Source organism: Limnospira platensis NIES-39 (assembly GCF_026000695.1).
Taxonomy (GTDB): domain Bacteria; phylum Cyanobacteriota; class Cyanobacteriia; order Cyanobacteriales; family Microcoleaceae; genus Limnospira; species Limnospira platensis.
Genome location: NZ_AP026945.1, coordinates 3083497 through 3106139, shown reverse-complemented (window position 1 = coordinate 3106139; position 22643 = coordinate 3083497). Strand labels below are relative to the sequence as shown.

19 protein-coding genes, 1 tRNA gene and 1 pseudogene are annotated in these 22643 nt (G+C 43.9%); 11 read left to right on the top strand and 10 right to left on the bottom strand.

Translation table 11 applies throughout. From position 1 onward, the window contains the following. Nucleotides 1-71: 71 nt before the first annotated feature. The 3 genes and pseudogenes from N39L_RS15225 to N39L_RS15215 all read right to left on the bottom strand — a co-directional run. Nucleotides 72-1034 (bottom strand): annotated as a pseudogene (locus N39L_RS15225) (recombinase); the annotation flags it as partial. Between the two features lie 213 nt (nt 1035-1247). After that, nucleotides 1248-1318: transfer RNA gene (locus tag N39L_RS15220), tRNA-Gly, on the bottom strand. A gap of 94 nt (nt 1319-1412) precedes the next feature. Then, nucleotides 1413-5021 carry a response regulator gene (locus N39L_RS15215; RefSeq protein WP_006616453.1) on the bottom strand — a complete coding sequence of 1203 codons (3609 nt, stop codon included), beginning with the start codon at nt 5019-5021 and terminating at the stop codon, nt 1413-1415. Nucleotides 5022-5608: 587 nt separating this feature from the next. Between N39L_RS15215 and N39L_RS15210 the strand changes: the two genes are divergently transcribed. Together N39L_RS15210 and N39L_RS15205 are read left to right on the top strand one after the other, a co-directional pair. Further along, nucleotides 5609-5755 (top strand): hypothetical protein, encoded by a 147-nt coding sequence (locus N39L_RS15210; protein ID WP_193353190.1) that lies wholly within the window; start codon nt 5609-5611, stop codon nt 5753-5755. Nucleotides 5756-7654: 1899 nt separating this feature from the next. After that, nucleotides 7655-8272, top strand: coding sequence for a GNAT family N-acetyltransferase (locus N39L_RS15205; RefSeq protein ID WP_006619485.1), 618 nt, complete (start codon nt 7655-7657; stop codon nt 8270-8272). Here the strand turns inward: N39L_RS15205 and larB are convergent. From larB to ispF, 3 genes are read right to left on the bottom strand one after another with little or no spacing between them, the layout of a single operon-like run. Continuing rightward, nucleotides 8263-9054, bottom strand: coding sequence for a nickel pincer cofactor biosynthesis protein LarB (gene larB / locus N39L_RS15200; RefSeq protein WP_006619486.1), 792 nt, complete (start codon nt 9052-9054; stop codon nt 8263-8265). The two genes, N39L_RS15205 and larB, sit on opposite strands and share 10 nt — an antisense overlap. A 55-nt stretch (nt 9055-9109) precedes the next feature. Beyond that, nucleotides 9110-10900, bottom strand: coding sequence for an ABC transporter substrate-binding protein (locus N39L_RS15195; protein ID WP_006619487.1), 1791 nt, complete (start codon nt 10898-10900; stop codon nt 9110-9112). Nucleotides 10901-10929: 29 nt separating this feature from the next. Beyond that, nucleotides 10930-11409, bottom strand: coding sequence for a 2-C-methyl-D-erythritol 2,4-cyclodiphosphate synthase (ispF, locus tag N39L_RS15190; protein WP_006619488.1), 480 nt, complete (start codon nt 11407-11409; stop codon nt 10930-10932). Nucleotides 11410-11629: 220 nt separating this feature from the next. Here ispF and N39L_RS15185 point away from each other — a divergent pair, with 220 nt between their 5' ends. From N39L_RS15185 to N39L_RS15165, 5 genes are all read left to right on the top strand, one after another. After that, nucleotides 11630-11773, top strand: coding sequence for a chlorophyll a/b-binding protein (locus N39L_RS15185; RefSeq protein ID WP_006619489.1), 144 nt, complete (start codon nt 11630-11632; stop codon nt 11771-11773). Between the two features lie 147 nt (nt 11774-11920). Next, the gene (locus N39L_RS15180) at nt 11921-12076 is read left to right on the top strand and encodes a hypothetical protein (protein ID WP_014275642.1); all 156 of its coding nucleotides are present in this window, start codon (nt 11921-11923) and stop codon (nt 12074-12076) included. Nucleotides 12077-12130: 54 nt separating this feature from the next. Continuing rightward, nucleotides 12131-12796, top strand: coding sequence for a hypothetical protein (locus N39L_RS15175; protein ID WP_014275641.1), 666 nt, complete (start codon nt 12131-12133; stop codon nt 12794-12796). A gap of 10 nt (nt 12797-12806) precedes the next feature. Next, a complete protein-coding gene (locus tag N39L_RS15170) occupies nt 12807-13739 on the top strand; it encodes a DNA methyltransferase (protein ID WP_014275640.1) in 933 nt (310 codons plus the stop codon). Nucleotides 13740-13774: 35 nt separating this feature from the next. Beyond that, nucleotides 13775-14122 (top strand): DNA methyltransferase, encoded by a 348-nt coding sequence (locus N39L_RS15165; RefSeq protein ID WP_286133299.1) that lies wholly within the window; start codon nt 13775-13777, stop codon nt 14120-14122. A 28-nt stretch (nt 14123-14150) separates the two neighbouring features. Here the strand turns inward: N39L_RS15165 and N39L_RS15160 are convergent, their stop codons facing one another. Further along, nucleotides 14151-15176, bottom strand: coding sequence for a glutathione S-transferase family protein (locus tag N39L_RS15160; protein WP_006619491.1), 1026 nt, complete (start codon nt 15174-15176; stop codon nt 14151-14153). 65 nt (nt 15177-15241) lie between these two features. On the opposite strand from N39L_RS15160, the gene N39L_RS15155 reads away from it, so the two are divergent. The 4 genes from N39L_RS15155 to N39L_RS15140 are packed head-to-tail and all read left to right on the top strand — an operon-like array spanning nt 15242 to nt 17982. Further along, a complete protein-coding gene (locus N39L_RS15155; protein ID WP_014275638.1) occupies nt 15242-15934 on the top strand; it encodes a bifunctional 4-hydroxy-2-oxoglutarate aldolase/2-dehydro-3-deoxy-phosphogluconate aldolase in 693 nt (230 codons plus the stop codon). A gap of 52 nt (nt 15935-15986) precedes the next feature. Continuing rightward, a complete protein-coding gene (locus N39L_RS15150) occupies nt 15987-16490 on the top strand; it encodes a L,D-transpeptidase (protein WP_006619493.1) in 504 nt (167 codons plus the stop codon). Further along, nucleotides 16483-17235, top strand: coding sequence for a metallophosphoesterase family protein (locus tag N39L_RS15145; protein ID WP_014275637.1), 753 nt, complete (start codon nt 16483-16485; stop codon nt 17233-17235). Before N39L_RS15150 ends, N39L_RS15145 begins: the two co-directional genes overlap by 8 nt. A gap of 30 nt (nt 17236-17265) precedes the next feature. Beyond that, a complete protein-coding gene (locus N39L_RS15140) occupies nt 17266-17982 on the top strand; it encodes a metallophosphoesterase family protein (RefSeq protein ID WP_006619495.1) in 717 nt (238 codons plus the stop codon). A 30-nt stretch (nt 17983-18012) separates the two neighbouring features. On the opposite strand, the gene N39L_RS15135 is transcribed toward N39L_RS15140, so the two are convergent. From N39L_RS15135 to N39L_RS15125, 3 genes are all read right to left on the bottom strand, one after another. Continuing rightward, entirely contained in the window at nt 18013-19605 is a 1593-nt protein-coding gene (locus tag N39L_RS15135; RefSeq protein WP_014275636.1) for an Hsp70 family protein, read from the bottom strand. A gap of 294 nt (nt 19606-19899) precedes the next feature. Next, nucleotides 19900-20448 (bottom strand): DIP1984 family protein, encoded by a 549-nt coding sequence (locus N39L_RS15130; protein WP_231852199.1) that lies wholly within the window; start codon nt 20446-20448, stop codon nt 19900-19902. A gap of 29 nt (nt 20449-20477) precedes the next feature. Next, nucleotides 20478-22268, bottom strand: coding sequence for an ABC transporter ATP-binding protein (locus N39L_RS15125; protein ID WP_014275634.1), 1791 nt, complete (start codon nt 22266-22268; stop codon nt 20478-20480). Nucleotides 22269-22643 lie beyond the last annotated feature (375 nt).

Sequence of the window (22643 nt, the reverse complement as noted above, 5' to 3'; positions counted from 1 at the left end):
TGAGGTGAAAGTCTCAAGTACGGTTTTGAATGGGAGGGGTAGACCGTGAGGTCTATCTCGACCCCTAATTAATCTCCTAATACAAGATAATTATCTTGATTATCAGGGTCTGATAGTGCTTTGATGATTACACCATCATCCGTTACATAACGTTTGGTTAGATTAACAGCAGCGGCTATTTCAGTTGGTCTCAGTCCGTACATTACTGTCATACCCGTTACCCATAACCAGCTATGTCGGGATGATTGATGTTGTGAGTTTCTGATGGTATAGGCTTCCTGTTTGGTGTTAAACCACCAATCTTTAAAGGCATTAATGCCTATACGCTGCTTAACGGTGAATCGTGTTTGTTTAGGGTTAATAGGCTCAAGCTGTTTAAGCAAATGGTCTTTGTTAGGTGATTTCTTAGCTATGGCTTTTAAGATGTAGTAACGTTCTTTAAATGTTTGGGAACCTACTAATTGTTCTCCGTTCTGTAGGGGAGTGTATAGCATAACCTTGAAACTCTCCCAGCTAGGGTAATCATCCCAGTTAGGGAACAACCTGAAATATGCCTCTTTAGTAGACTCGTAAGATGCTAAGTCGCTAGCGATATCGCGGGAGCGTGGTCTTCCTGTGTTGCGGTTGTAACCCGCAAAATACTCATCCTCTAGTTGTTGGAATATTTCCCGATAGGTTATCAGATTATCCTCAATCTGGTTCTTTCCTAAGATAGTCGCATCGTACCAGTTCCAAAATTCACTAGCGCTAGTAATGGTTCCCAAGGCTTCTGATACCAGTTTAGCTTTCTTAACCCCGTCTATCACCCCTTGAGGTGTACACTCAAGATTAGCTGTCTTGGGTAGCCGTTTCCCGGTAGGTGGTTGCTTAAACTGCAATAAGAGATTGTACCTAGTTCCTGACTTCTGGAGTTTAAGGCTAACCCCCCTAGGACACTCACCCTTAAAATCCTGATAGGCCTTGAGGAACCTAGCATAGCTCTCGTCATAATTACCCTTTCCCCCTACTGTAGGGGTATTAGTAGCGTTACTCATTTGTTACTCACCTAGGTTATTTTATGCCTACTGAGTAACACTTGGATCGCGATAGAATGCGGGTTACAGCTTATATAACAGGTTCAAGTCCGCCTCCTGGCATTTTGGGAAAAACCTGATCCTGACTGCGATCGCAGCTTATTGCTTAACTCGATAGTCGCAGTCAGTTAATAGGCTATTGCTCATAACCTAGCCCTGGCATGGTAGGAAAAAAGCGGGCGGGGGGAATCGAACCCCCATCATTAGCTTGGAAGGCTAAGGTTTTACCACTAAACTACGCCCGCAAATTTTCACTTAACTAATCTAACACAGGAAAATAAAAATTGCAATAGTGCGATCGCATTTTTTCCCAAATTATCTGCCATTAAGCTGTATCCCTTACTGATTCAGCATATTTGGGTTAATCACACAAGTCATTACCGGCTCATCAATGCCTTTAAGTTCGAGAAATTCGCGCTTAATAATCTCCTCATCGGGGACATACTGAGCCACCATAGCGGATACCATAATGCTGTTGGGGGCAGTAGCCTCCTGAAGACGGGCAGCAATATTAACCGAAGGACCGATCGCCGTAAAATCCGATCGCTCTTGGGAACCAAACAACCCCACCACAGCCATACCCTGGTGAATCCCACAGCGGAACCGCACCGGAGGAACCTCATTACGGCCCACCAAACCTCGTTCCTGCCAACCCTGGTTAAGTTTTTCGAGAGCCACCAACATTTGTCTAGCCGTAGCGATCGCGCGTCGGACTTGTTCAGAGGGGCTCATCTCCTCCGGGGCTCCATACAAAGCCATAATCGCATCTCCTACAAACTTGTCAACAGTCCCCTGATTCTCAAAAACCGCCCGAGTCATTTCTCCCAAATACTCATTAAGCAATTCCGCCACCCCCTGAGACTGTAGAGCATTAGACATCCGAGTAAAACCGACAATATCACTAAATAAAATGGTAATCAGCCTCGGTTCCGGGCGCAAATCCAGAGTCAAGTCCCCCGCCGCCGCCTTTTTGACCATAGACTCCGGCAAAAACCGTCGCAATACTGATTCAGTCAGATACTTATTCAAATGGGCTACCCGTCGTTCCTCTGCCTTGAGGGCCTGTAAATTCCTGACCTCAGCTATCAACTCCCGGTCATTAAAAGGCTTAGAAACATAGGCATCAGCGCCGCGCTCAACCCCTTCGATGCGGGTATCCTCATCAGCCTTAGCAGTCAACAAAATAATTGGAGTTCCCCTAAGTTCAGGTGAGGAGCGAATCATGCGAATCAACTCCAACCCAGACACCTGGGGCATCATCAAATCAGTAACAATCACATCAGGATGATAAGTCTGAGCCTTGTTAAAACCATCAGCGCCATTCTTAGCCAAAACCGCATTAAATCCGGCATTTTGCAACATCATCGACACATAGCGGCGCAAATCGGGGTTATCATCCACCACCAGGACAGTATTAGACCCCAACTGTCCGTGGTCCGTGAGGGAAGCCGAACCGTCAGCAACCAAAACCTCCGGCAGATTTATGTCGTCAATTTGTACATCTGGTAAATCGACCTCCACATCAGCCAATTCTACGGCTGCTCGACGTGCATCAAACTCAGCGGGAACATCAAGGAGAGGCGAGGGTGGTAGATGAAGATTCCCCATTTGTAGCCAGACGGTAAATGTAGTTCCCTGACCATACTCAGACTCTACAGTAATGCGACCATGATGGAGTTCGACCAACTCTTTAACCAGAGCCAATCCCAAGCCACTCCCCTCAAAGGAGCGATTGGCTGAACCTTCAGCTTGTCGGAAGCGTTCAAATAAATGGGGGAGTTGTTCTTGTTTAATACCAATCCCGGTATCTTTGACCATAAGACGGCAATAATTCCCTTCGGGCTGGAGACTAACGGTAATAGTGCCATCGGTGGGGGTAAACTTCATGGCATTAGAGAGCAAATTGTAAAGGACTTTATCAAACCTTTCCAGATCAAGATAAAGTTGGGGGCAACTCTGTAAATTGGTAACTAGATTAATTTGTTTGCGATCGCAATAAGACTTAAATGATTCCACCGTTTGCTGACAAAACTCCACCAGGTCACAGGGGCGAAAACTGGGCTGCATTCGTCCCGCATCAAACCGTTGCAAATCCAATAATTGATTAACCAAGCGCAATAGTCGCCTGGAGTTACGCAGAGCAATTTTCGCTTGGTCTAATGACAGATCCTGCTGTTGATTAACCACCGTTTCCAAAGGACCTATCATCAAAGTCAAAGGGGTGCGAAACTCGTGGGAGACATTTTGAAAAAACTCAGTTTTGAGGCGGTCGGCTTCTAATAGGCGTTCTGCTTGCTGGCGTGTTTTTTGGTATAGACGAGCCTGCTGTACCGCCAAAGCGGCTTGGGCTGCCACCAACAGGACCATATCAATTTCGGAGGGTTGCCAATGGCGAACTTGGTGATTTTGGCGTAGGGATATGCTGCCAATAATATCACCATCGAGCAATAGTGGCACAACCAATAGAGCCTTAGAAGGCGATCGCAAAGGCAACATCACCATCGAGTCTGGTCGCTGTTCGATATCAGCGATCGCCACCGGAGCGCGAGTTCTAATCAATTCCTGAAGCACCGGGTTGCCACTAATAGGAGCCGCCGACTGAGGCAAATCATCGGACTGATCGGACTCAATGGATTGATTAGTTTCTACCCCCAATAGGGGCAAATTCGTCGTCGTGCTGGTATCAGGTTCAGACAAAGCCGCCGGTCTAGTCTCTACTACTGTTTCTTTAATCGCCGCATTATAAAGGCCTACACACTGCATATATTCATCTCCCGGACTCCAGAGAGACAAAGCACAGCCATCAACCTCCAAAGCCTCCCCCAATTGCTCAGTGATAGCCGCAAAAATTTTCTGAGGGTCAAGACTAGACCGAATAGCATTGGTAATCGTATTAACCAGCGCTTCCCTACGAGCCAATTCTCGCACCTGCTCGTATGCGCGCACCTGAGACAATGCCAAAGCCGCCTGATCTGCTACACCCGCAGCTAACTGCACTTCATGTTCATGCCAATTACGGGGCGATCCCGTGTGGTGCAGCGCCAAAACCGCCAACAATTCCTGACGGTAATACAGAGGCACTATCAAACTGGAGCGAATATCTGCACGTTGGTAAACGTCTCGTCGCTGCTGCCATTCTGGTCCATCGTGGTCAGAAATATCATTTCCCAAACCTTCCGAAAGAATCATTACTTCCGTAGTTTCCCAAACCAGGGATCTCAATTCCAGATCATTATTATTGATAACGCTGATGTTGTCTGTCGTGGAATTTTGATGATTCTGACCTTCCGCTAAGTATGCGAACCACTCCTTCCCTTGTGTAGCAGTGATATCCTGTTTGGTAGGGCTGACTCCAGCCCCCAGCCCTATCAGGTCTGAACCCACACCGAATGAACGCAGCAGACAATAGCTCACCTCAAACATTTTACCCACTGTTTCAACTATGCGCTGCAACATTTCCTGGGAATTAGGACAGGCGCGAATGGTACTTGTCACTTCATAAAGTAACGATTCCTGTTTTTGTGCTAGGCGTAGTTCCTCTGTGCGAGATTTCAGGACATTATGAGTTTCTAAACCTTGCTGAACGATCGCCTTGAGTTCATCAGATTTCCAAGGTTTAGTGACATATTTAAACACCTTACCGGAGTTAATTGCCTCTACCAGGTCTTCAACATCCGTATAACCAGTGAGGATAATGCGGATCGAATCGGGATATTGAGTCGCGGTCAAACTGAGAAACTCTGTGCCACTCATATAGGGCATCCGCTGATCAGAGATAATTACTGCTACTTCCCCCACCTCTTCTAAGATCTTCAATGCAGCCGGCCCACTTTCGGCTTTGAGAACTTTAAATTCCCGATGGAAAGTCCGGTATAGCAGATCTAAATTATCTGGCTCATCATCAACCACTAATATGGTGGGCTTCAATTTTCTGTTGGGGGAACTCATGCACCGATCTCCTGCTGGAAGGGCTCATCAATTCGGGGGCTTCGATGGTCAGTACTGGCACTAATGTGTCTGTAGGGGAGTAGATTACACCGTAGGTGACTCTTCACCATAAGCAAGCCAACCCAACCCGCCCGTCTAATTTGAGAGTTGTTCGCGATTAGGTAGACCATTGTAGACCGCTGAGTTCCAGAGGGAGCTATATTCATCTACAAGTGAGCGATACGGAATGTTTGACTATGTGCCTTTTCATCAACTGAGTTTAGTGGGAGGTTTAGCAATATTGTTCCAGCGGTCCCCAGACTGTTACACCCTCATGTTAATCATACTTTATCAAGAAACTGGGTCTAAAACCTTGCACTTCAGGGCGACTTCGTGATACAATAGTAATGGTTATGCGAGACGTTTAGGAGTGAAATAGGGCTGCAATGCCTGAAATAACCTCCTAGTGGGACTTCTATTCCTTGGTAGAATATAAGGAGTGCGCCCTGACCATCCCATAACTATCTATGTGTTCCAACATCTGGACTCGACACCCAGATAAGGCAGAGAGACTCAAGGTCAAGACAGAACACTAGAACGATGGAGTTGTGACCCATCTAGTAAAGCAGGAAGTTGAGAGTAACGGCGGTAGCCACCCCCAGTTTCAGGATTCACAACCCGTCAGATTGAAGCGGGGAACGGAAGGCGTAATAGAGGAACCTACCTCTCACTCGACCACTGCCAACCATCCATGATTAGGGAAACCGAATGTCTGGCTTGAACCATCGTAACTATTGGGCAGCGAAACAGGTTGACACGCTGCGCTCAAAGAGTAAGGGGAAAAGTAGGAGTTTAAGCAAGCTACCCAGAAGCAACGTTTCGTTGTGCATAGACCTTTAAAGTACCCCGGTGGACAGGACAAATCTAAAGATGGAATGCCCACACAGATGGAACGTTTAAAACCGCTCATTGGCTCTCAAGTGGCGGGATGTACCCGTGGAGTAGTGAAAAGTGTAAGCGTATGCCTTTAAGGAGAAAGGATGTGATTGAAAGCTAATGCCTAACTGTAATGGTTAGGATATGCCCACTAATCACGGTGTGGATATAGAGACCGCGATAAGTAGGAGTTTAATGGCAGCGAGTTTAAAGACTAACGCAAGCATATAGCTCTGAAAGTTGAAGTACGAAAGCAAGGGGTAGTAACCTTGTTCCTACTGACAAATAGGGTATCCACATCAGGAGCCGTGTGATGGGAAACTATCAAGCACGGTTTGGAAGTGGAGTTGGGGAAGGTGACTTCCCTTTCGACCATAACCAGGTGGCAATACCGCTCACATCGTGAAAATTCTGCTGAAATAGCGCAGCACTTTTGAGGAGAAAATAAACAAGCAAGAGCTACCGAAAACTCTTTAAACAGGGCAGTAACCGAAAACTCGGCGAATGAATTAGTCAGCGTAGTGCTGTAGAAATATTTTTGCCGTAAGGTAGATAGGGTAGGGCATACCCGAATCTTGGTTGCAATACCAAAACGCTTGGAGAGTGAACCACTAATAGGGTATCTAGATAACAAGGTGCGAGACGTTTAGGAATCAAATAAGGCTGCAATGCCTGAAATAACTTCCTAATGGGACTTTCACCCCTTGGTGGAATATAAGGGATTCACATTCCTGACCATCCTCATAACTGTTTATATATCCCGACGCTTGGAGAAATCTAAGCAAGGCAGGGAACTCAAGGTCATAAACAAACTGAGAAATCAGGACGTTGAGAGTAACGGCGATAGCCACCCCCAGTTTCAGGATTCACAACCCGTCAGATTGAAGCGGGGAACGGAAGGCGTGAAGTAGAACCTACTACCAGATGTGACCACTGCCAACCATCCATGACTAAGGAAATCTGAATGTTCCGGCTTGAACCATCGTCAACAGTAAGTAGCGAAATAGGTTGATACGCTGCACTCAAAAGAGTAAGGGGAAAAGTAAGGTATTGCTAAAAACACCTACACAGACCTTTAAAAGTACCCCGGTGGAAAGGACAAGTCTACAGATGGAATGCCCATATAAACGGAACGTTTAAACCCCTTTTAGGCTCTCGACAAGTACATCTTGTTGAGTAGTGAAAGTGTAATCGTATGCCTTTAAGGGGAAGGGATGTGACTGAAAGCCAAGGCCTAATTGTAATGGTTAGGATATGCCCACTAGTCACGGTGTAGATATAGTTACTGCAATCAACAGGAGTTTAACGGCGAAAGCGAGTTTAAACACTACGATGTTGTATTTAGCTCCAAAAGTTGAAGTACAAAAGCAGGGGTTGGTAACCCTGTTCCCGTTGCCAAGGGGTATCTACATCAGGAGCCGTGTGATGCGAAAGTATCAAGCACGGTTTGGAATGGGAGTGGGGGAAGGCGACTTCCCTCTCGACCCCTACCTAATCTTCTAGCAAGCTCGGTTCAGACATAACAGTTTAAGACCTAAATAGGGGTAAAACCTGAAAGGGCAATTGTTAGCTCAAGAATCCTCGCACTTCAGGGCGAGGAGTGTCAAAAGCTATAATGAGCCGCCTAGTCCGCTCACCCGCCTTGTTAATTGATCCGATGCCAATGGAGTAATGGTACAGTGTAAAGAAGTTGGCTTGGAATCGTGGAGCCGTTCTTCTTGACCTCAACAACTTACAAACGAGAAGGTTCCGGTGGTACCTCACACGGGTATCCCCTCAAAATTAGGGTAGCCCTACGGGCTGATGTTACCCGATTAACGGAGATCCTCGCTGAGAGTTTTCATACTCGACAGGGACTCGGTGGCTTGATGTATCCTATTTTTCGCTTGGGCATTTACGAGGATTTGCGTAATCGCTTGGCTACTAGCTCGGGGTATTATACCTGTCTAGTGGCTGCGATCGCAGATTCTCCTCATAAATTAGGTAATATACCTCTAAATGTCCCAGAACATTTGGTAGGAACGGTAGAAATGGGGTTAAGATCGCCCAGTCCCTGGTCTATTGGCGATCGCTATCCATATATTTCTAATTTAGCTGTTCATCCCACAGCCCGGCGCCAAGGTGTGGCTAGAGAACTCCTGATTGGTTGCGAACAAGTCGCTATGAAATGGGGGTTCTCTGATTTGTACCTTCATGTTCTCGAAAATAATTCCCAAGCACGACAACTTTACCATCAAGTGGGCTATCGCATAGCCCAGATAGATTGGAGTTGGGATTCCGTGTTTTTGGGTCAGCCTCGGCGACTGTTTTTGTGCAAAAACTTGTCTCATTCCTGACCCATTTTTCTGTTTAATCGCTCCCCCACTCGCAGGATTTGGCCAGCTAATATAGCCGCGCCAAATCCGTTATCTATATTGACTACTCCTACACCCGCCGCACAGGAATTCAGCATAGTTAATAGGGGTGCTAACCCATTAAAACTTGCACCATAGCCGATACTGGTTGGTACAGCAATTACTGGACAATCGGCTAAACCAGCAACCACACTTGGTAAAGCACCTTCCATCCCCGCCACTACAATTAAAACATCAGCATCGGAAATTAAATGCCAGTTTCCTAATAGTCGGTGGATTCCCGCTACCCCCACATCCCACAGTCGCTTTACCTGAAATCCTGATAAGCTGGCGGTGACGGCGGCTTCCTCGGCGACAGATATATCAGCAGTTCCGGCGGTTAAAATTCCTATCACACCGACCGATTGAGCTTCAGCGGACCGATAACGCCCATCTAAGGCACAAATCCTAGCTTCTCGATAATATTCTAAATCTGGCATTTCCCGCCGCAGTTCTTCATACACTTGGGGTTCAATTCGGGTCGCCATCACTACCGGATTTCGCCCCTGCATAGTCTGCATTATTTCTCGGATTTGCTCTGGGGTTTTTCCGGGTCCCCAAATCACTTCCGGGAATCCGGTTCTTAGTTGTCGGTGATTGTCTATTTTGGCATAATTTCCGACGGTCTCAAAGTCAAAATATCGCATTTTGTTCAGGGCTTCTATGGGGGATAAATAGCCTTGTGCGACATATTCTAATAGCTGTTTTAATGCTTCCGGTGTCATTGCCAATTTCCTTGCTCTTCCCTCATGGTCATCTGAGGTAACCATTTATTTATGCCTATTCCCGAATTTTCAACTCGTATAAATTCCAGAAACCTCTGCCGATAGGTGTATAGTCAATGCCTTCTATGCGATCGCGTATAGCATCGAATACCAAAGGATTAACCATATACAGAAACGGCAAATTTTCGGCAATAATTTTCTGAGCTTCCCCATAAAGTTCCCTACGTTTATCATTATCTAGTTCCTGGGAAGCCTGCACATATAAATCATCAATTTTTTGCTCCCAGTCTGATACCACCCAACCTTCTATTTCTGGTTCTCCCGGTTGCTGACCTTGATTAAAGGTATGCAGACGACCATTCACTGACCAAATATTATAGCCGCCATGGGGTTCTAAAACTCCTCCGGTAAATCCACCCAAAAAAGCCTCCCAATCGCGAGTCTTAGACAACCGATTAACATAAGTATTAAAACTCAAAAAAAGCGGATCAACTCGGATGCCGATTCGGGATAAATCTTGAGCAATTTGAGTCGCCATTTGTTCCCGGACTTTTCTCCCGGCACTCGCCAACAAGGTAAACCGTACTTGATTACCTTCAGCATCGATTAAATTGCCATTCTCATTATAGGAAAAACCTGCCTCCAGCAATAATTTCCTAGCTTTTTCCGGGTTATAGTTATAGGTTCTTAATCCCTGTTCTGGAGATAGATAAAAAGGACTTTGTACCGGGATAGGGGAATGTTGTAACTCACCCAATCCTAAAAAAATATTGTTTTTCATCACCTCTCTATTGATGCTATAATATACTGCTTGACGGAAGGCTAGATTATTAAACCATAGGGATTTATGGGGTTCCACAAAAGGTCTACCGTCGGGATTTTTACCCTGATTAAGATTAAAGGACATAAACACAGTTCCGGTATCAGGACCGGGACTGTAGATAGTATATTGACCCCTGGTTTCTTCAGGTTTCAGCAGGGGGAAGGCTTCCGGTTGAACGTCTAGGGTATCGAGGGAACCAGACCTAAAATTGAGTAGCTGGGTATCGCTACTCTCGATAATTTGCCACACTATTTGGTCTATATAGGGTTGGGGGTTCCCCTGTGGGTCTTCGCGCCAATAGTAGGGGTTACGTTCTAGGATAACCCGTTGATTGGAGTTATAGCTTCTGATGCGGTACATACCATTACCAACAATTTCCTGGGGGTCGGTATTGGTTCCCCAGGTACTCAAAAATCGGAGATTTCCCTGAGAGTCGAAGGTCCGAACGGAGTCAGCTAAGACATGGGCGGGTAAAATTGGTAAACCGCCTGCATATCGGAGAAAAGGGGCGAAGGGTTCGGGGACGGAAAATTCAATCCGCCGATCATCGAGTTTTTCTACGGTGGGTAGGGTGCGATCGCGTCCTACTCTGAGAATATCTTTAAAGCTACTGGGGATTTTGTCACTGAGATAAATTTCGTTGTAGGTGAAAATCACATCATCTACGGTCATGGGTTCACCATCAGACCATTTTAAGCCCGATCGCAAGGTGATGATAATCTTTTGACCGTTTGGGGCAATTTCCCAAGACTCAGCCAAACCCGGTTGGAGTTCTCCGGTGACGGGGTGTTCTTCGATTAGGGGGCTATAAATATAGCCAAAAACGCTATAGGCGGATTGATTTAGGGGATAGTTAAAGGTACTCGGACCGCTAGGGGTGGGAATGACTAGGCGGGAGGGTCTGTCGGAAGATTGGGCGGCGCTACAACCCGATAAGCCTAGGGTTAATAATATCACTAATAATACTGAGGCTAGGCGGATGAGTAACCCGCGCTTTGACCATGGATAGACTAAATGGTTCATAACTGGCAAAGTTTATGGCGATTGCGCTTTTAGGCTCTTTGTAGGAGGGTGACGGCGTAAGCGGCTATTCCTTCCTCTCGTCCTACGGGTCCGAGTTTTTCGTTGGTGGTGGCTTTGATGCTTACCTGGTCCGGTTCTAATTTTAGGACATTGGCGATGCGATCGCGCATTGTCGGGATATGGGGTTTGAGTTTGGGACGTTCAGCCACAATTACTGAGTCTATGTTACATAACTGCCAGCCTCGCTGTTGTATGAGACCATGGACTTGTTCTAGTAAGACTAGGCTATCAGCACCCGCCCAGCGTTCATCTGTGGGGGGAAAGTAAAGGCCGATATCTCCTAAACTTAGTGCCCCTAACATAGCGTCCATGATGGCATGGGTGAGGACATCGGCATCACTGTGACCGAGTAATCCTAGATGATGCTCAATTTTCAGGCCGCCTAATATCAGGGGGCGGTTTTCGACTAGCTGGTGAATATCGTATCCGTTGCCGATGCGAATGTCCATGGGGCTCTCTCTACTACTACGGTTTTTATTATGGGCTAGTTTGTTGATTAGATGCGATCGCCCATAGTCCGGGGAAAAGATAAACCCTTTATTTGACTGGCTTTCAGCCGTTGGCGGATTTTTTTTTCAGAAAAGCGTAAAGAAATGTTGCAAAGTTGGTGGTCAGTGTGTTAACTTTTGTTTAGTTGAATCAAGCAAACCTATTTAGGAGTAGCTCACAATGGAAAATCAAGGAACTAAATTTGGTTTCACCGAATTCGCAGAAACCTGGAACGGTCGCCTCGCTATGCTTGGTTTTGTTATCGGTGTTGGTACCGAGTTACTGACTGGCCAAGGTATTCTGTCTCAATTAGGCTTAATGTAGTTTTTCCCAAGTCACGGGGACATATTTTGCCTAATTCTGGGGATTCGGCTCTATAATTAACTTCATAGGATTCTGAGGCTATGGCTTCGGAATCCTTTAATTTGTCTGGTTTTTGGTATCATTCAATGAAAAGGAGAGATTAGCAAATTGTCAAAAAGTGATCAAACCAGCTTCCGAGATTATCAGGAAGATGGTCATCTTTGGATTACCTTATCTGCTGGTGAATACTATCCAGATATCCTATCATTAGCCTGTGAACTTTATCAACCTGTACTGGTCACATTTGGTCATCTGTTAAAGTGATCCCATTCTTCAACGGATCTGTTTTTAGCAATTTCACAGGTTCAACCCGTTTGGATGCGGATACAACTGTGTCGAGTATTCCGAAAATATGTGAGTCCAGAAACACCTGTAGAAATGCTCAAAAAAAAATCATTAGCTGATCAAATATGTGCTAGATTTGGCAAGGGATTTCGTTTAATTACAGAAGTTCAATCCCAATTTTTGTCGAGACCTATGCCTGATGAGGCTTTATGTGCCGTGCTGTGGGAATATAAGGATCGTGGAAAAAAAGGATATGATCTAACAGAAAGGCTATTTAAAATTATTGGTGAACAATATTCAGCACTGGAGATTATCGGCCCTCAACGTGCTGGCAAAGATGTAAGATTAGGAGAGTTATTTGATGATTATCCTAGACCAAATCGCCCAGTAGACTTTGTTTTATTACATAATAATCAGCCAGTTGCTGTAGGTTTAGCTAGATATGATTCAGACCGAGGTGGTACTCAAGAAGATGATCGAACAGGCCAATATCGTGATTGTGCTAGTGAGATTCTGAAATATGCTCAAACTCATGGATTAAATCTTAAAGTCATATTCCTTAACGATGGCCCCGGCTTACTTCTGGGTTCAATGTGGCGAGATTATGCGGATCTTGAGGATGCTTGGTATGGTAAAGTTAAGGTAGTTACTCTCCGAATGTTTCCAGAACGCATAAACGTCGAGTGGTTAGTATCATAACAGTTGATTTATGGCAATTGGAATACCTAAAAAAGATAAATTTCTTGACCATAATCAAGTTGAGCTGGTCTATGCCCATAAAAAATCATACCAGGAAATTATTAATAGTGATTTAGTCGAATATAAAAGTATTTATTCTCATGCTTCACCTAAAAGGTTATACTTTGGCGATAATTTAGATGTTCTTCGTTTATTGGCTACGGAACCAGAAATATGCGGAAGTATTAATTTAATCTATATAGACCCACCTTTTGCTACAGAAAGCCATTTTTTGTCACGAAAACAGTCGAAGGCTTATGATGATACCTTGACGGGTGCTGTGTTCGTGGAATTTTTACGAGAACGTCTGATATGGCTGCATCAATTACTGTCAAATCATGGCTCGATTTATTTACATCTTGATGAAAAGATGATTTTTCATATTAAGCTAATAATGGATGAGGTTTTTGGAGCTGAAAACTATCGAAATATGATAGTCCGAAAAAAATGTAATCCTAAAAATTATACTCGTAGAACTTATGGCAAAACGGCTGATTTCATCTTATTTTATACCAAGTCAGATACATATATATGGAATCAACCAAAAGTGCCACTGTCTGAAAATAGTAAAAAGGAGTATCAATATATTGAACCAGAAACTGGCCGTAAATTTATGAAAGTTCCACTCCATGCACCAGGTGTGCGTCATGGTGAAACTGGGAAGCCTTGGCGGGGTAAAATGCCGCCTCCGGGTAAACATTGGCAATATCCCCCAAAGACTCTGGATGAAATGGACGCACGAGGTGAAATATTCTGGTCAAAAAATGGTAATCCTAGAAGGAAGGTTTATCTCAATGAACATTCAGGGGTGGGAGTTCAGGATATTTGGCTAGAGTTCCGGGATGCTTATAATCAAAATGTTAAAATTACGGGATATCCAACTGAAAAAATCCTGATTTATTGAGAAGAATAATTGCGGCTTCATCGAATCCAGGAGATTTGATACTGGATTGTTTTGCTGGTTCGGGGACAAGTTTGGCGATCGCTGATGAAATGCAACGTAATTGGATTGGTGTAGATCATAGTATAGAGGCGTTTAAGACAATTTTAAATCGATTTGAACATGGTATTAAACCTATGGGTGATTTTGTCAAAAGCAGTGGGAGCAATTCAGAGGAAGTTTATATACAACCAACATTATTTGACCAAGGGGCTTCTGACCAATTAGATAATCGGGCTAAAAGATTAGATAATCAGGATACTAAAATCAAGGATTTCTCGATTTTTGTACCTAGCCCCATCCCAGCACAAATTGAGGATATTGTCAAGACCTGGAAGGGTAATTAACAATTAGTAATTAAAAATTAATATAAAATTAGTTAGTTTGGGTAAGACGATCGCGGTAATGGGGTTGATCTAGATCTAGGTCAGGACCGAGGGGGATAATTCCGCCGGGGTTGAGGGGAAATAAATTGCCGTAATAGTCTCGTTTAATAACTTCTAAGTTGCAGGTTTCGGCGACTCCGGGAAGTTGATAGATATCGCGCAAATAGGGGGAGAGATTTGGATAATCGACGAGGCGGCGGCGCTGACATTTGAACAGACTATAATAAACGGTATCAAATCTAACGAGGGTGGTAAATAATCGCACATCTGCTAAGGTAATGCGATCGCCACATAAATAACGGGAATTGGCTAGGGTTTGGTCGATTAAGTCCAAGGTATCAAATAGCTGATTACAAGCGGTTTCATAGGCGGTTTGGGTAGCGGCAAAACCACAGCGATAGACACCATTATTAACATGGTGATAAATTTGCTCATTCCAAGAGTCGATCGCCTCTTTTAAGGCGGGAGGATATAAATCTAGGTCGGGGTATTTAGCGAACTGCTGAAACTCGGAATTTAACATCACAATAATTTCGGCGCTTTCATTATTAACGATCGCCTTTTGCTGGGTATCCCACAAGAGGGGGACAGTAGCTCGCCCCTGATAACCCGGTTTAGCATTATGATAAAATTGAGGTAGGGTGTTAAATTCGACTTCTGGCTGGTCAAAAACCCACATTCCCGAGTCGGGGGAAGGAGAAACGATGTTTATGGATATCGCAGAGGACAACCCCTTTAAAGCCCTGACAACTAGGGTTCTGTGAGCCCAAGGACAACCCCACCCCACAATTAACTGATAGCGTCCCGCCTCTGGGGGATAGGCTGCTGTCCCCACATTGTGGCGAAATTGGCTTTCGGGGCGGATATATTCCCCGGACGAATTACGGGGGGCTAATTTTGACATCATCAACCGCCACATAGTAGTCCAGGCGAACTTTCCTAAACGGACGATCGCCCCTGGGGGGAGGGGGCTACCGCTTTTTTTGGTGGGAGTGGGAGTGGGAGTGGGAGCCATAATTGGTAAACAGGAATTGATGTCGTGAGACTAATTTAACTAATATTATAACGAAGTTAGAGATTATGGAAAATAGCGATTGGTTAAAACAACTGAAAACCCATAAAGCGATCGCTGTAATTCGCCCCCCCAGTTGGGAGCTAGGTTTACAAATGGCTGGGGCTGTCAGCCGGGGCGGTATTCGCTTAATTGAAATTACCTGGAATGGCGAAATGGTGCCGGAAATCATTAGTAAACTTAGGTCAGAGTTGCCGGATTGTTTAATTGGGACTGGCACAATTTTAACGGGTCAAAATTTACGGGATGCTGTCAATTGTGGCGCACAATTTATATTTTCTCCCCACATTAATTTATCGTTAATTGAATTAGCACAAGAAAGGCAAATACCGATAATTCCGGGGGCTTTATCGCCGACGGAAATTGTGACCGCGTGGCAAAATGGGGCGAGTTGTGTTAAGGTTTTTCCGATTTCAGCGGTGGGAGGTGTTGATTATATTAAAAGTTTACAGGGTCCCCTGGGTCAAATACCCTTGATTCCTACTGGGGGAGTGACTTTAAACAATGCTATTAAGTTTATTGAAGGGGGGGCTATAGCGGTGGGATTATCAGGAGATTTATTCCCTAAACAGGCGATATCCCAGGGTAACTGGCAGGAAATTACTGGGCGATCGCAACATTTAATCGATATCCTGACCTCTGGGGATAAGTCCGAAAATGGGGACACATCCGATGATTCAGAAAGAGTAAAATTATTCTAAAATGGATGTAGTTATGCACAGACCCGACGAGAAGGAGTAGGAAGGTGAAATTATGAAAAGTTTAATTCCATGGCGTAAGCTGGGACTATTGGTGGCGGGGCTGAGTCTGGGGGTAACAGTGCTTTACAGCGATTCAACTCCGGTACAAGCCCAAGAATTTCATAATATGATAGCGCGGCGGATTTTGGATTTACAACAATCTTCGGAGCGTTGGATTCAAATTGATCTAACTAGCCAAAGGTTGATTGCTTGGGAGGGAAATAAAGCAGTTTATGCGGTGATTGTTTCTACTGGAAAACCCTCAACTCCTACCCGTGTTGGTAATTTTAGGGTTCAAACTAAGTATCGTAGTACCCGTATGACTGGCCCTGGTTATGATGTGCCGGATGTTCCTTATACAATGTACTACGATGGGGGCATGGCAATTCATGGCGCTTACTGGCATAATATGTTTGGAACTCCAGTTAGTCACGGTTGCACAAATGTTGCTGTAGACCATGCTAGATGGCTGTTTGAGTGGGCATCAGTTGGCACACCTGTTGTAGTACATGAGTAGTAGGATTCACAAGCCTAAACGCACTTTGGCAATTGGTGATATTCACGGTTGTTCGGTGGCTTTTGATGCTCTAATTCGGGCGATTCAACTGCAACCGAATGACCAGATTGTCACCTTGGGTGACTATGTGGATCGCGGCCCAGACTCGAAGGGAATTCTCGATCGCCTCATCGATTTACACGACCGAGGGCAATTGATTGCTTTGCGGGGAAATCATGAAATTTTGATGTTGCGATCGCGTTCTTTGGGGTGGAATGCCTGGTATCATTGGCAGGCTTCTGGGGGTGAAGAAACCATGGCTTCTTATGGTCATCATGGCGGGTATAAGTGGATTAATTCTATACCTGACAAACATTGGTATTTTCTCGAAAAGGTGTGTCGAAATTGGTGGGAAAACCGATCGCATTTTTTCGTTCATGCTAATGTGTATCCCAATTTACCTTTAAATAAACAACCGGAAAGGATGCTATTTTGGCAATCATTTGATCATCCTTCCCCTCACTATTCAGGCAAAACTATGGTTTGTGGTCATACTACTCAAAAAACTGGTCAACCCCTTAGTATTGGTCATGCTATTTGTATTGATACTTGGGTTTGTGGTCAGGGTTGGTTAACTTGTTTAGATGTCAATAGTGGCAGAATTTGGCAAGCTAATCAAAAGGGGGAAAAACAAACTGGCTGGATTGATGATTTTGAGATTCCCTATGTGCCGATTCGATTGAGGATGCGCCTAAATCGGCGTTAAAATAGTAGCAAAATATCTCAATTAATATTTATGCGGATTTTGGCGATTGGTGATATTCATGGCTGTTCCCAAGCCTTTGATACTCTCATAGATATGGTGAGTCTTCAAGCAGATGATCGGGTGATTACTCTGGGGGATTATGTCGATCGCGGTCCTGATTCTAAGGGGGTAATTGATAGGTTAATTTATCTTTATAATCAGGGTCAGTTAATCCCTCTACGGGGGAATCATGAAATTATGATGTTAGCAGCGCGATCGCATCCTAATAGTTTAGATACCTGGAAAATTTGTGGCGGTAAACAAACTATATTATCTTATCAAAAGTCATCCCGAAAAAAAGCGAGAATTGACTATATTTTACCTGAACATTGGCAGTTTGTCGAACAAGCCTGTTTAGACTATTGGGAAGAAGAAACTCATTTTTTTGTTCATGCTAATGTTGCGCCCAATATCCCCCTATCTCAACAATCCAATCACCATTTATTTTGGGAAAAGTTTTATAGTGCTAAACCTCACTATTCTGGTAAAATTATGGTATGTGGTCATACTAGCCAGAAAAGCGGAAAACCTGTGAATTTTGGCTATGCAATTTGTCTTGATACACGGGTATATAGCTCTAAAGGTTGGCTAACCTGTTTAGATATCAAGACAGGTAAAATTTGGCAAGCTAATCAACAGGGAAAACAACGGGAAAGCTGGATTGATGAATTTGTATCTAGCCCCCGCCATTTTAACTATACACAGTAACAGATAATTACTAAACTAACCTCCCTGGTTTCAGCTTAATTTGACGACTGTTTGATTATTTAAGAGGGTTTGACTGGTTAACATATCCTCGACTGTAATTCGTAAAAAACGCTGTTCATCAATCTGGAATTGTACCCGAATACGATCGCTACCAGGATTTCCCGGAGGGGTTAATTTAGCAATACTGCGTCCGGTGTCACTATCATTTAAAGGTTGGACAGTAGCTTTTCCGGTGTTGAGGCTGCGAGTAACTAGGCGATCGCCATCAAAAAATACTTCTGTTCCCCCAGTTTCGTCCCCTAATTCACCAATAACTAATTCAATACTGGGTTGGTTTTCTAAGGAAGCGCCTAACAATAATTCTACGGGTTCTGTCATGGGGTAGGGTTGACCAGATTTAATAATCGGGTGCCAATCATGACAATTATCTCGACGATTCCAATAGCGAACACCATAGCTATGATAAAGAAAGTCCTCAATTTTAGTGCCTAAACTGAGTTGTAATGCACCATGAGAAATAGCCTCAAAGGGTTTTTCGCTGCGAATTTGACTAGGGTTAAAATATTGCTTTACCCAGTCTTGAACGGCGGGAATTTGTACGGTTCCCCCGACTAATAAAACCGCGTCAATATCCCCCGCTTCTATCCCTTGGCGACGCGCCTGCTGTAAAACCTGAGCCATGGCTTTATCTAGGTTATCAAAAAATTGGTTTTGTGCCAATATTTCATTGAAGCGATCGCGAGTCATTTCTAACTCGTAACTCTCGAAGGTTTCCTCATTAAAATAAACTTCACTGGCTGAGGTTTTTAGGGATAACTGAATTTTCAGCTTTTCGGCTAAACGGGTGGTTAAAGCATTTTTGACTAATCCCTGGGTTTGGACGAAATCATCTACTAGCCAATAGTCAATATCTGAACCCCCTAAATTCTGACCGGATTTGGCGATAACTCTGGCGGTTTTGGCTTTTTGTCCAGAAGATTCCGCTAAGGATTTTTGACCCCATTTCAGAATAAAACCTAGGGGATTTTTGGCGGTCGTAGCATCTAAACGGACTAGGGATAAATCCAGGGTTCCACCACCAAAATCTATGACTAGCAATAATTGCCGATCGCCTAATCCATAACCCAACGCCGCCGCTGTGGGTTCATCTATCATCCTCACTTGTGGGACTTCTAAGGACTCGCAGATACGACCTAACCAATTGCGATAGGTTTCAAAACTATCTACGGGTACTGTAAAAATTAGGGAATCTACCGTTAGGGGAATGTTGCTGATAGCGGCGATCGCATTTTTTAAAAACCATTCTCCGGCGGTTTCAAAGGTGATTATCTCACCGTCAATTTCTGGTAAAAATCCCTGAATATTACTACCAATTCCCCGTTTAAAGTTACGGAAAAAACGCGGATCGTTGGCTAAATCATAACCGCGATCGCGCACTTGTTGACCTAATAAAACTTGTTTTTCCTTGGCATTTTCTACATAAAGCAGACTGGGAATTAACGGGGGATTTTGGGCTGAAATTTGCGATAAACCAGGTAATTTTAGGGTTTCCGGTTGTTCAGTAACTGGGTTCCAACGGGAAATTACTGTGTTACTGGTTCCCAAATCGATCGCGATCGTCATTGGATACTATATCAATAATATTGCCTCTAGTATATTATAGGACAATCAACCCCTACAGATAATTGTTATCCCCTAACCCACCCTCACCAAACCATACAGACCAGTATGCGGTAGTAAAATGTGACATTTCTCTTGTAACCTTGTTACAATGCTGGGCAAAATTTGTAATGGGAGTCGAACCCAGAATACGCCCAGTATCCAACCATGTTTTTTTGTTTTATGTTCCCAACTTACCGAGTTGGCGGTTCACACTCGCTTCTGAAGGTTTGGCTACCAACAATTATCCGGGTTTATTCAAGTCTCAATTAGATCGGTTGCCCAATTTAAAGCCTGAATTTTTGTATCTAGTTGTCGATGATTTTGGGCTAAACTATCGGTCAATTTTTGCACCTCAGCCACATTAATCGTAGTTAATACTTTGAGTTCTCCTCTGGTATAGCGATCGTAGCGTTCTGATGCTGCTTCAACTGCCGCTTTGTAAACACTGCGCTTGAGTTTGAGTGTATCCCTTTCTGCTAAAGCATCTGATAGAGATTTTCCCTCTAATTGCGTGACTGAGTTAGTCCGATTGATTTGCTGAATTAAACGCAGCAGTTCAGCGCTTAGATTTTCTAACTCCCCCATTAAGTCTTGGGGATCTTCGGGAGGTTCTTCGCCTTCCTGAACTTTCAGAGTTCGCAACAACCGCTGTTGTAATTGAGCGATTCGCTTCTGCAGATCAGCGCGTAAAATTAAGGCTTCTGCTAATTTCACAACCATCACCTCCCCCAAATTAACGGTATATGGTTTAAGACATTTTCCGACAATAATCCCAATTTTAAATCTAAAATCAATTTTTGTCAAGACTTAATTTTGCTCTCTAGCAGTCATGGTTACTTTGACAACCTCAAGCCCGACTGAACTCGCCATAAGCCGTTATAAACTCCCTGTTTTTCCAGCAATTCCTCATGTCTTCCCCACTCGACTAATTGACCATCTTCCATCACATAAATACAGTCAGCATTGCGGATAGTGGAAAGACGATGAGCGATCGCAATAGTAGTACGATTTTGGGTGATGTATTCCAGCGATCGCTGAATAGCCGCTTCCGTTTCATTATCTACCGCTGATGTCGCTTCATCTAATATCAAAATGGGGGGATTTTTCAACACAGCACGAGCGATCGCAATTCGTTGGCGCTGTCCTCCCGATAGTTTCTGACCTCTTTCTCCCACAATCGTATCATATCCTAGGGGAAAACCATTAATAAAACCATCAGCCTCAGCCACTTTCGCGGCATTTACTATCTCCTCAAAACTGGCATCAAAAGTGCCATAGGCGATATTTTCCGCTACAGTCCCATGAAACAGAAACACATCCTGACTGACTAAACCGATCGCTTTTCGTAAGTCCTCAAGTTTAATTTGTTGTAATTCTATGCCATCTATCAAAATGGTTCCCGACTGGATTTCATATAACCTTAATAACAGTTTGACCAACGTACTTTTACCAGAGCCAGTAGCCCCGACAATAGCAATGGTATCTCCCGCCGGAATATATAGGGATAGGTTTTTCATGACTGGCATTTGAGGGTTATAGGAAAAAGTGATATTTTTAATGTCAATTTCTCCCCTAACTTCCTGACTCTTTAAGGTAATATTTCCGGGGTGAGTAGCAATGGGGGTATCTAGCAAATTCATCACCCGATTAGTAGAAGCCATCGCCCGTTGATATTGGTCAAAGGTTTCTCCTAGGCGAGTCAAAGGCCACAGCAGACGCTGAGTAATAAACACCAAAACACTATAGCTGCCTACTGCTAACCGTCCTTCTATTGTTTGTAAACCGCCCACAATTAAGGTGGCAGTAAAACCAAAGAAAATCAAGAATCTAATCATGGGAATAAAGGCAGCCGAAAAAGCGATCGCTCGTCGATTAGCTAGTCTATAGCCTTGACTTTGCTTGCCAATTCTTTCGGCTTCATATTCTTCGGCGGTAAAACTTTTAATGGTAGTAATACCCGTCAAATTATTAGACAATTGACCATTCAGAAAACCAACTTTTTCGCGGACTTCTGCATAACGGGGCGCTAACCTTTTTTGAAACAGTATAGAACCCCCAACAATAAACGGCATCGGTAGCATAGCTAACCAAGCCACTTCGGGAGATATAATGAAAAAACCACCGCCCACAATTAATATTGTGGTCACTACTTGCAGAATTTCATTAGCCCCAACATCTAAAAATCTTTCCAGTTGATTAATGTCATCATTAAGGATAGCCATTAAACTGCCAGTGCTGCGTTCTTCAAAATAGGATAACTCCAGTTTTTGCAGGTGTCGGTAAGCATCTAAACGCAGTTCATGTTGAATGGTTTGGGCGAGGTTACGCCACAGTAGTTTATAAATATATTCAAATAGGGATTCTAACCCCCAAATTATGCCACTGATAATCGATAAAACAATTAGTTGAGTTTGGACATTCTCAATACCCCATCGGGCTATAAATGAGTCCTGTTCATTAACTACCACATCCACCGCCGCACCAATTAAAACCGGAGGCGCTAGGTCGAATATTTTATTGAGAATTGAGCAAATACTAGCCTGCCAAATTTGCAGACGATAGCGATCGGCATATTCAAATAATCGCCTTAAAGGGGACTTAGAAATAGTAGGATTTTTGGTCACAATTTAAAGATTGTTAAGTTTTGTAGAGATATGATAACTTTTTATTTTATGCACATAGCCAGCTTTTTGTCAAGGGTATCTGGGGATGGTCCAAATATTGTGGGATGTGGCAGTAGCCTAAAAAAAAGGTGGGTTTTGGAGGTTTTGGGGGGAGGCAAAAGATTTATAAAGTGGGTTTTGGGGGTAATTTTATTAATTAGTTGATTATCTTGGTAAGCTGGGTTTAAATGGTAGGGCAATTATTAATCATTAGCCTTAGTGAAAATTGAGGGAGGATTGAATATCCTGTATATTTGATCACTATTTATAGCTGGGTCTAAGTGATTTTTAAGGCGATCGAATATTTATTTTTAGCAAATCATCATCAAGATTAAT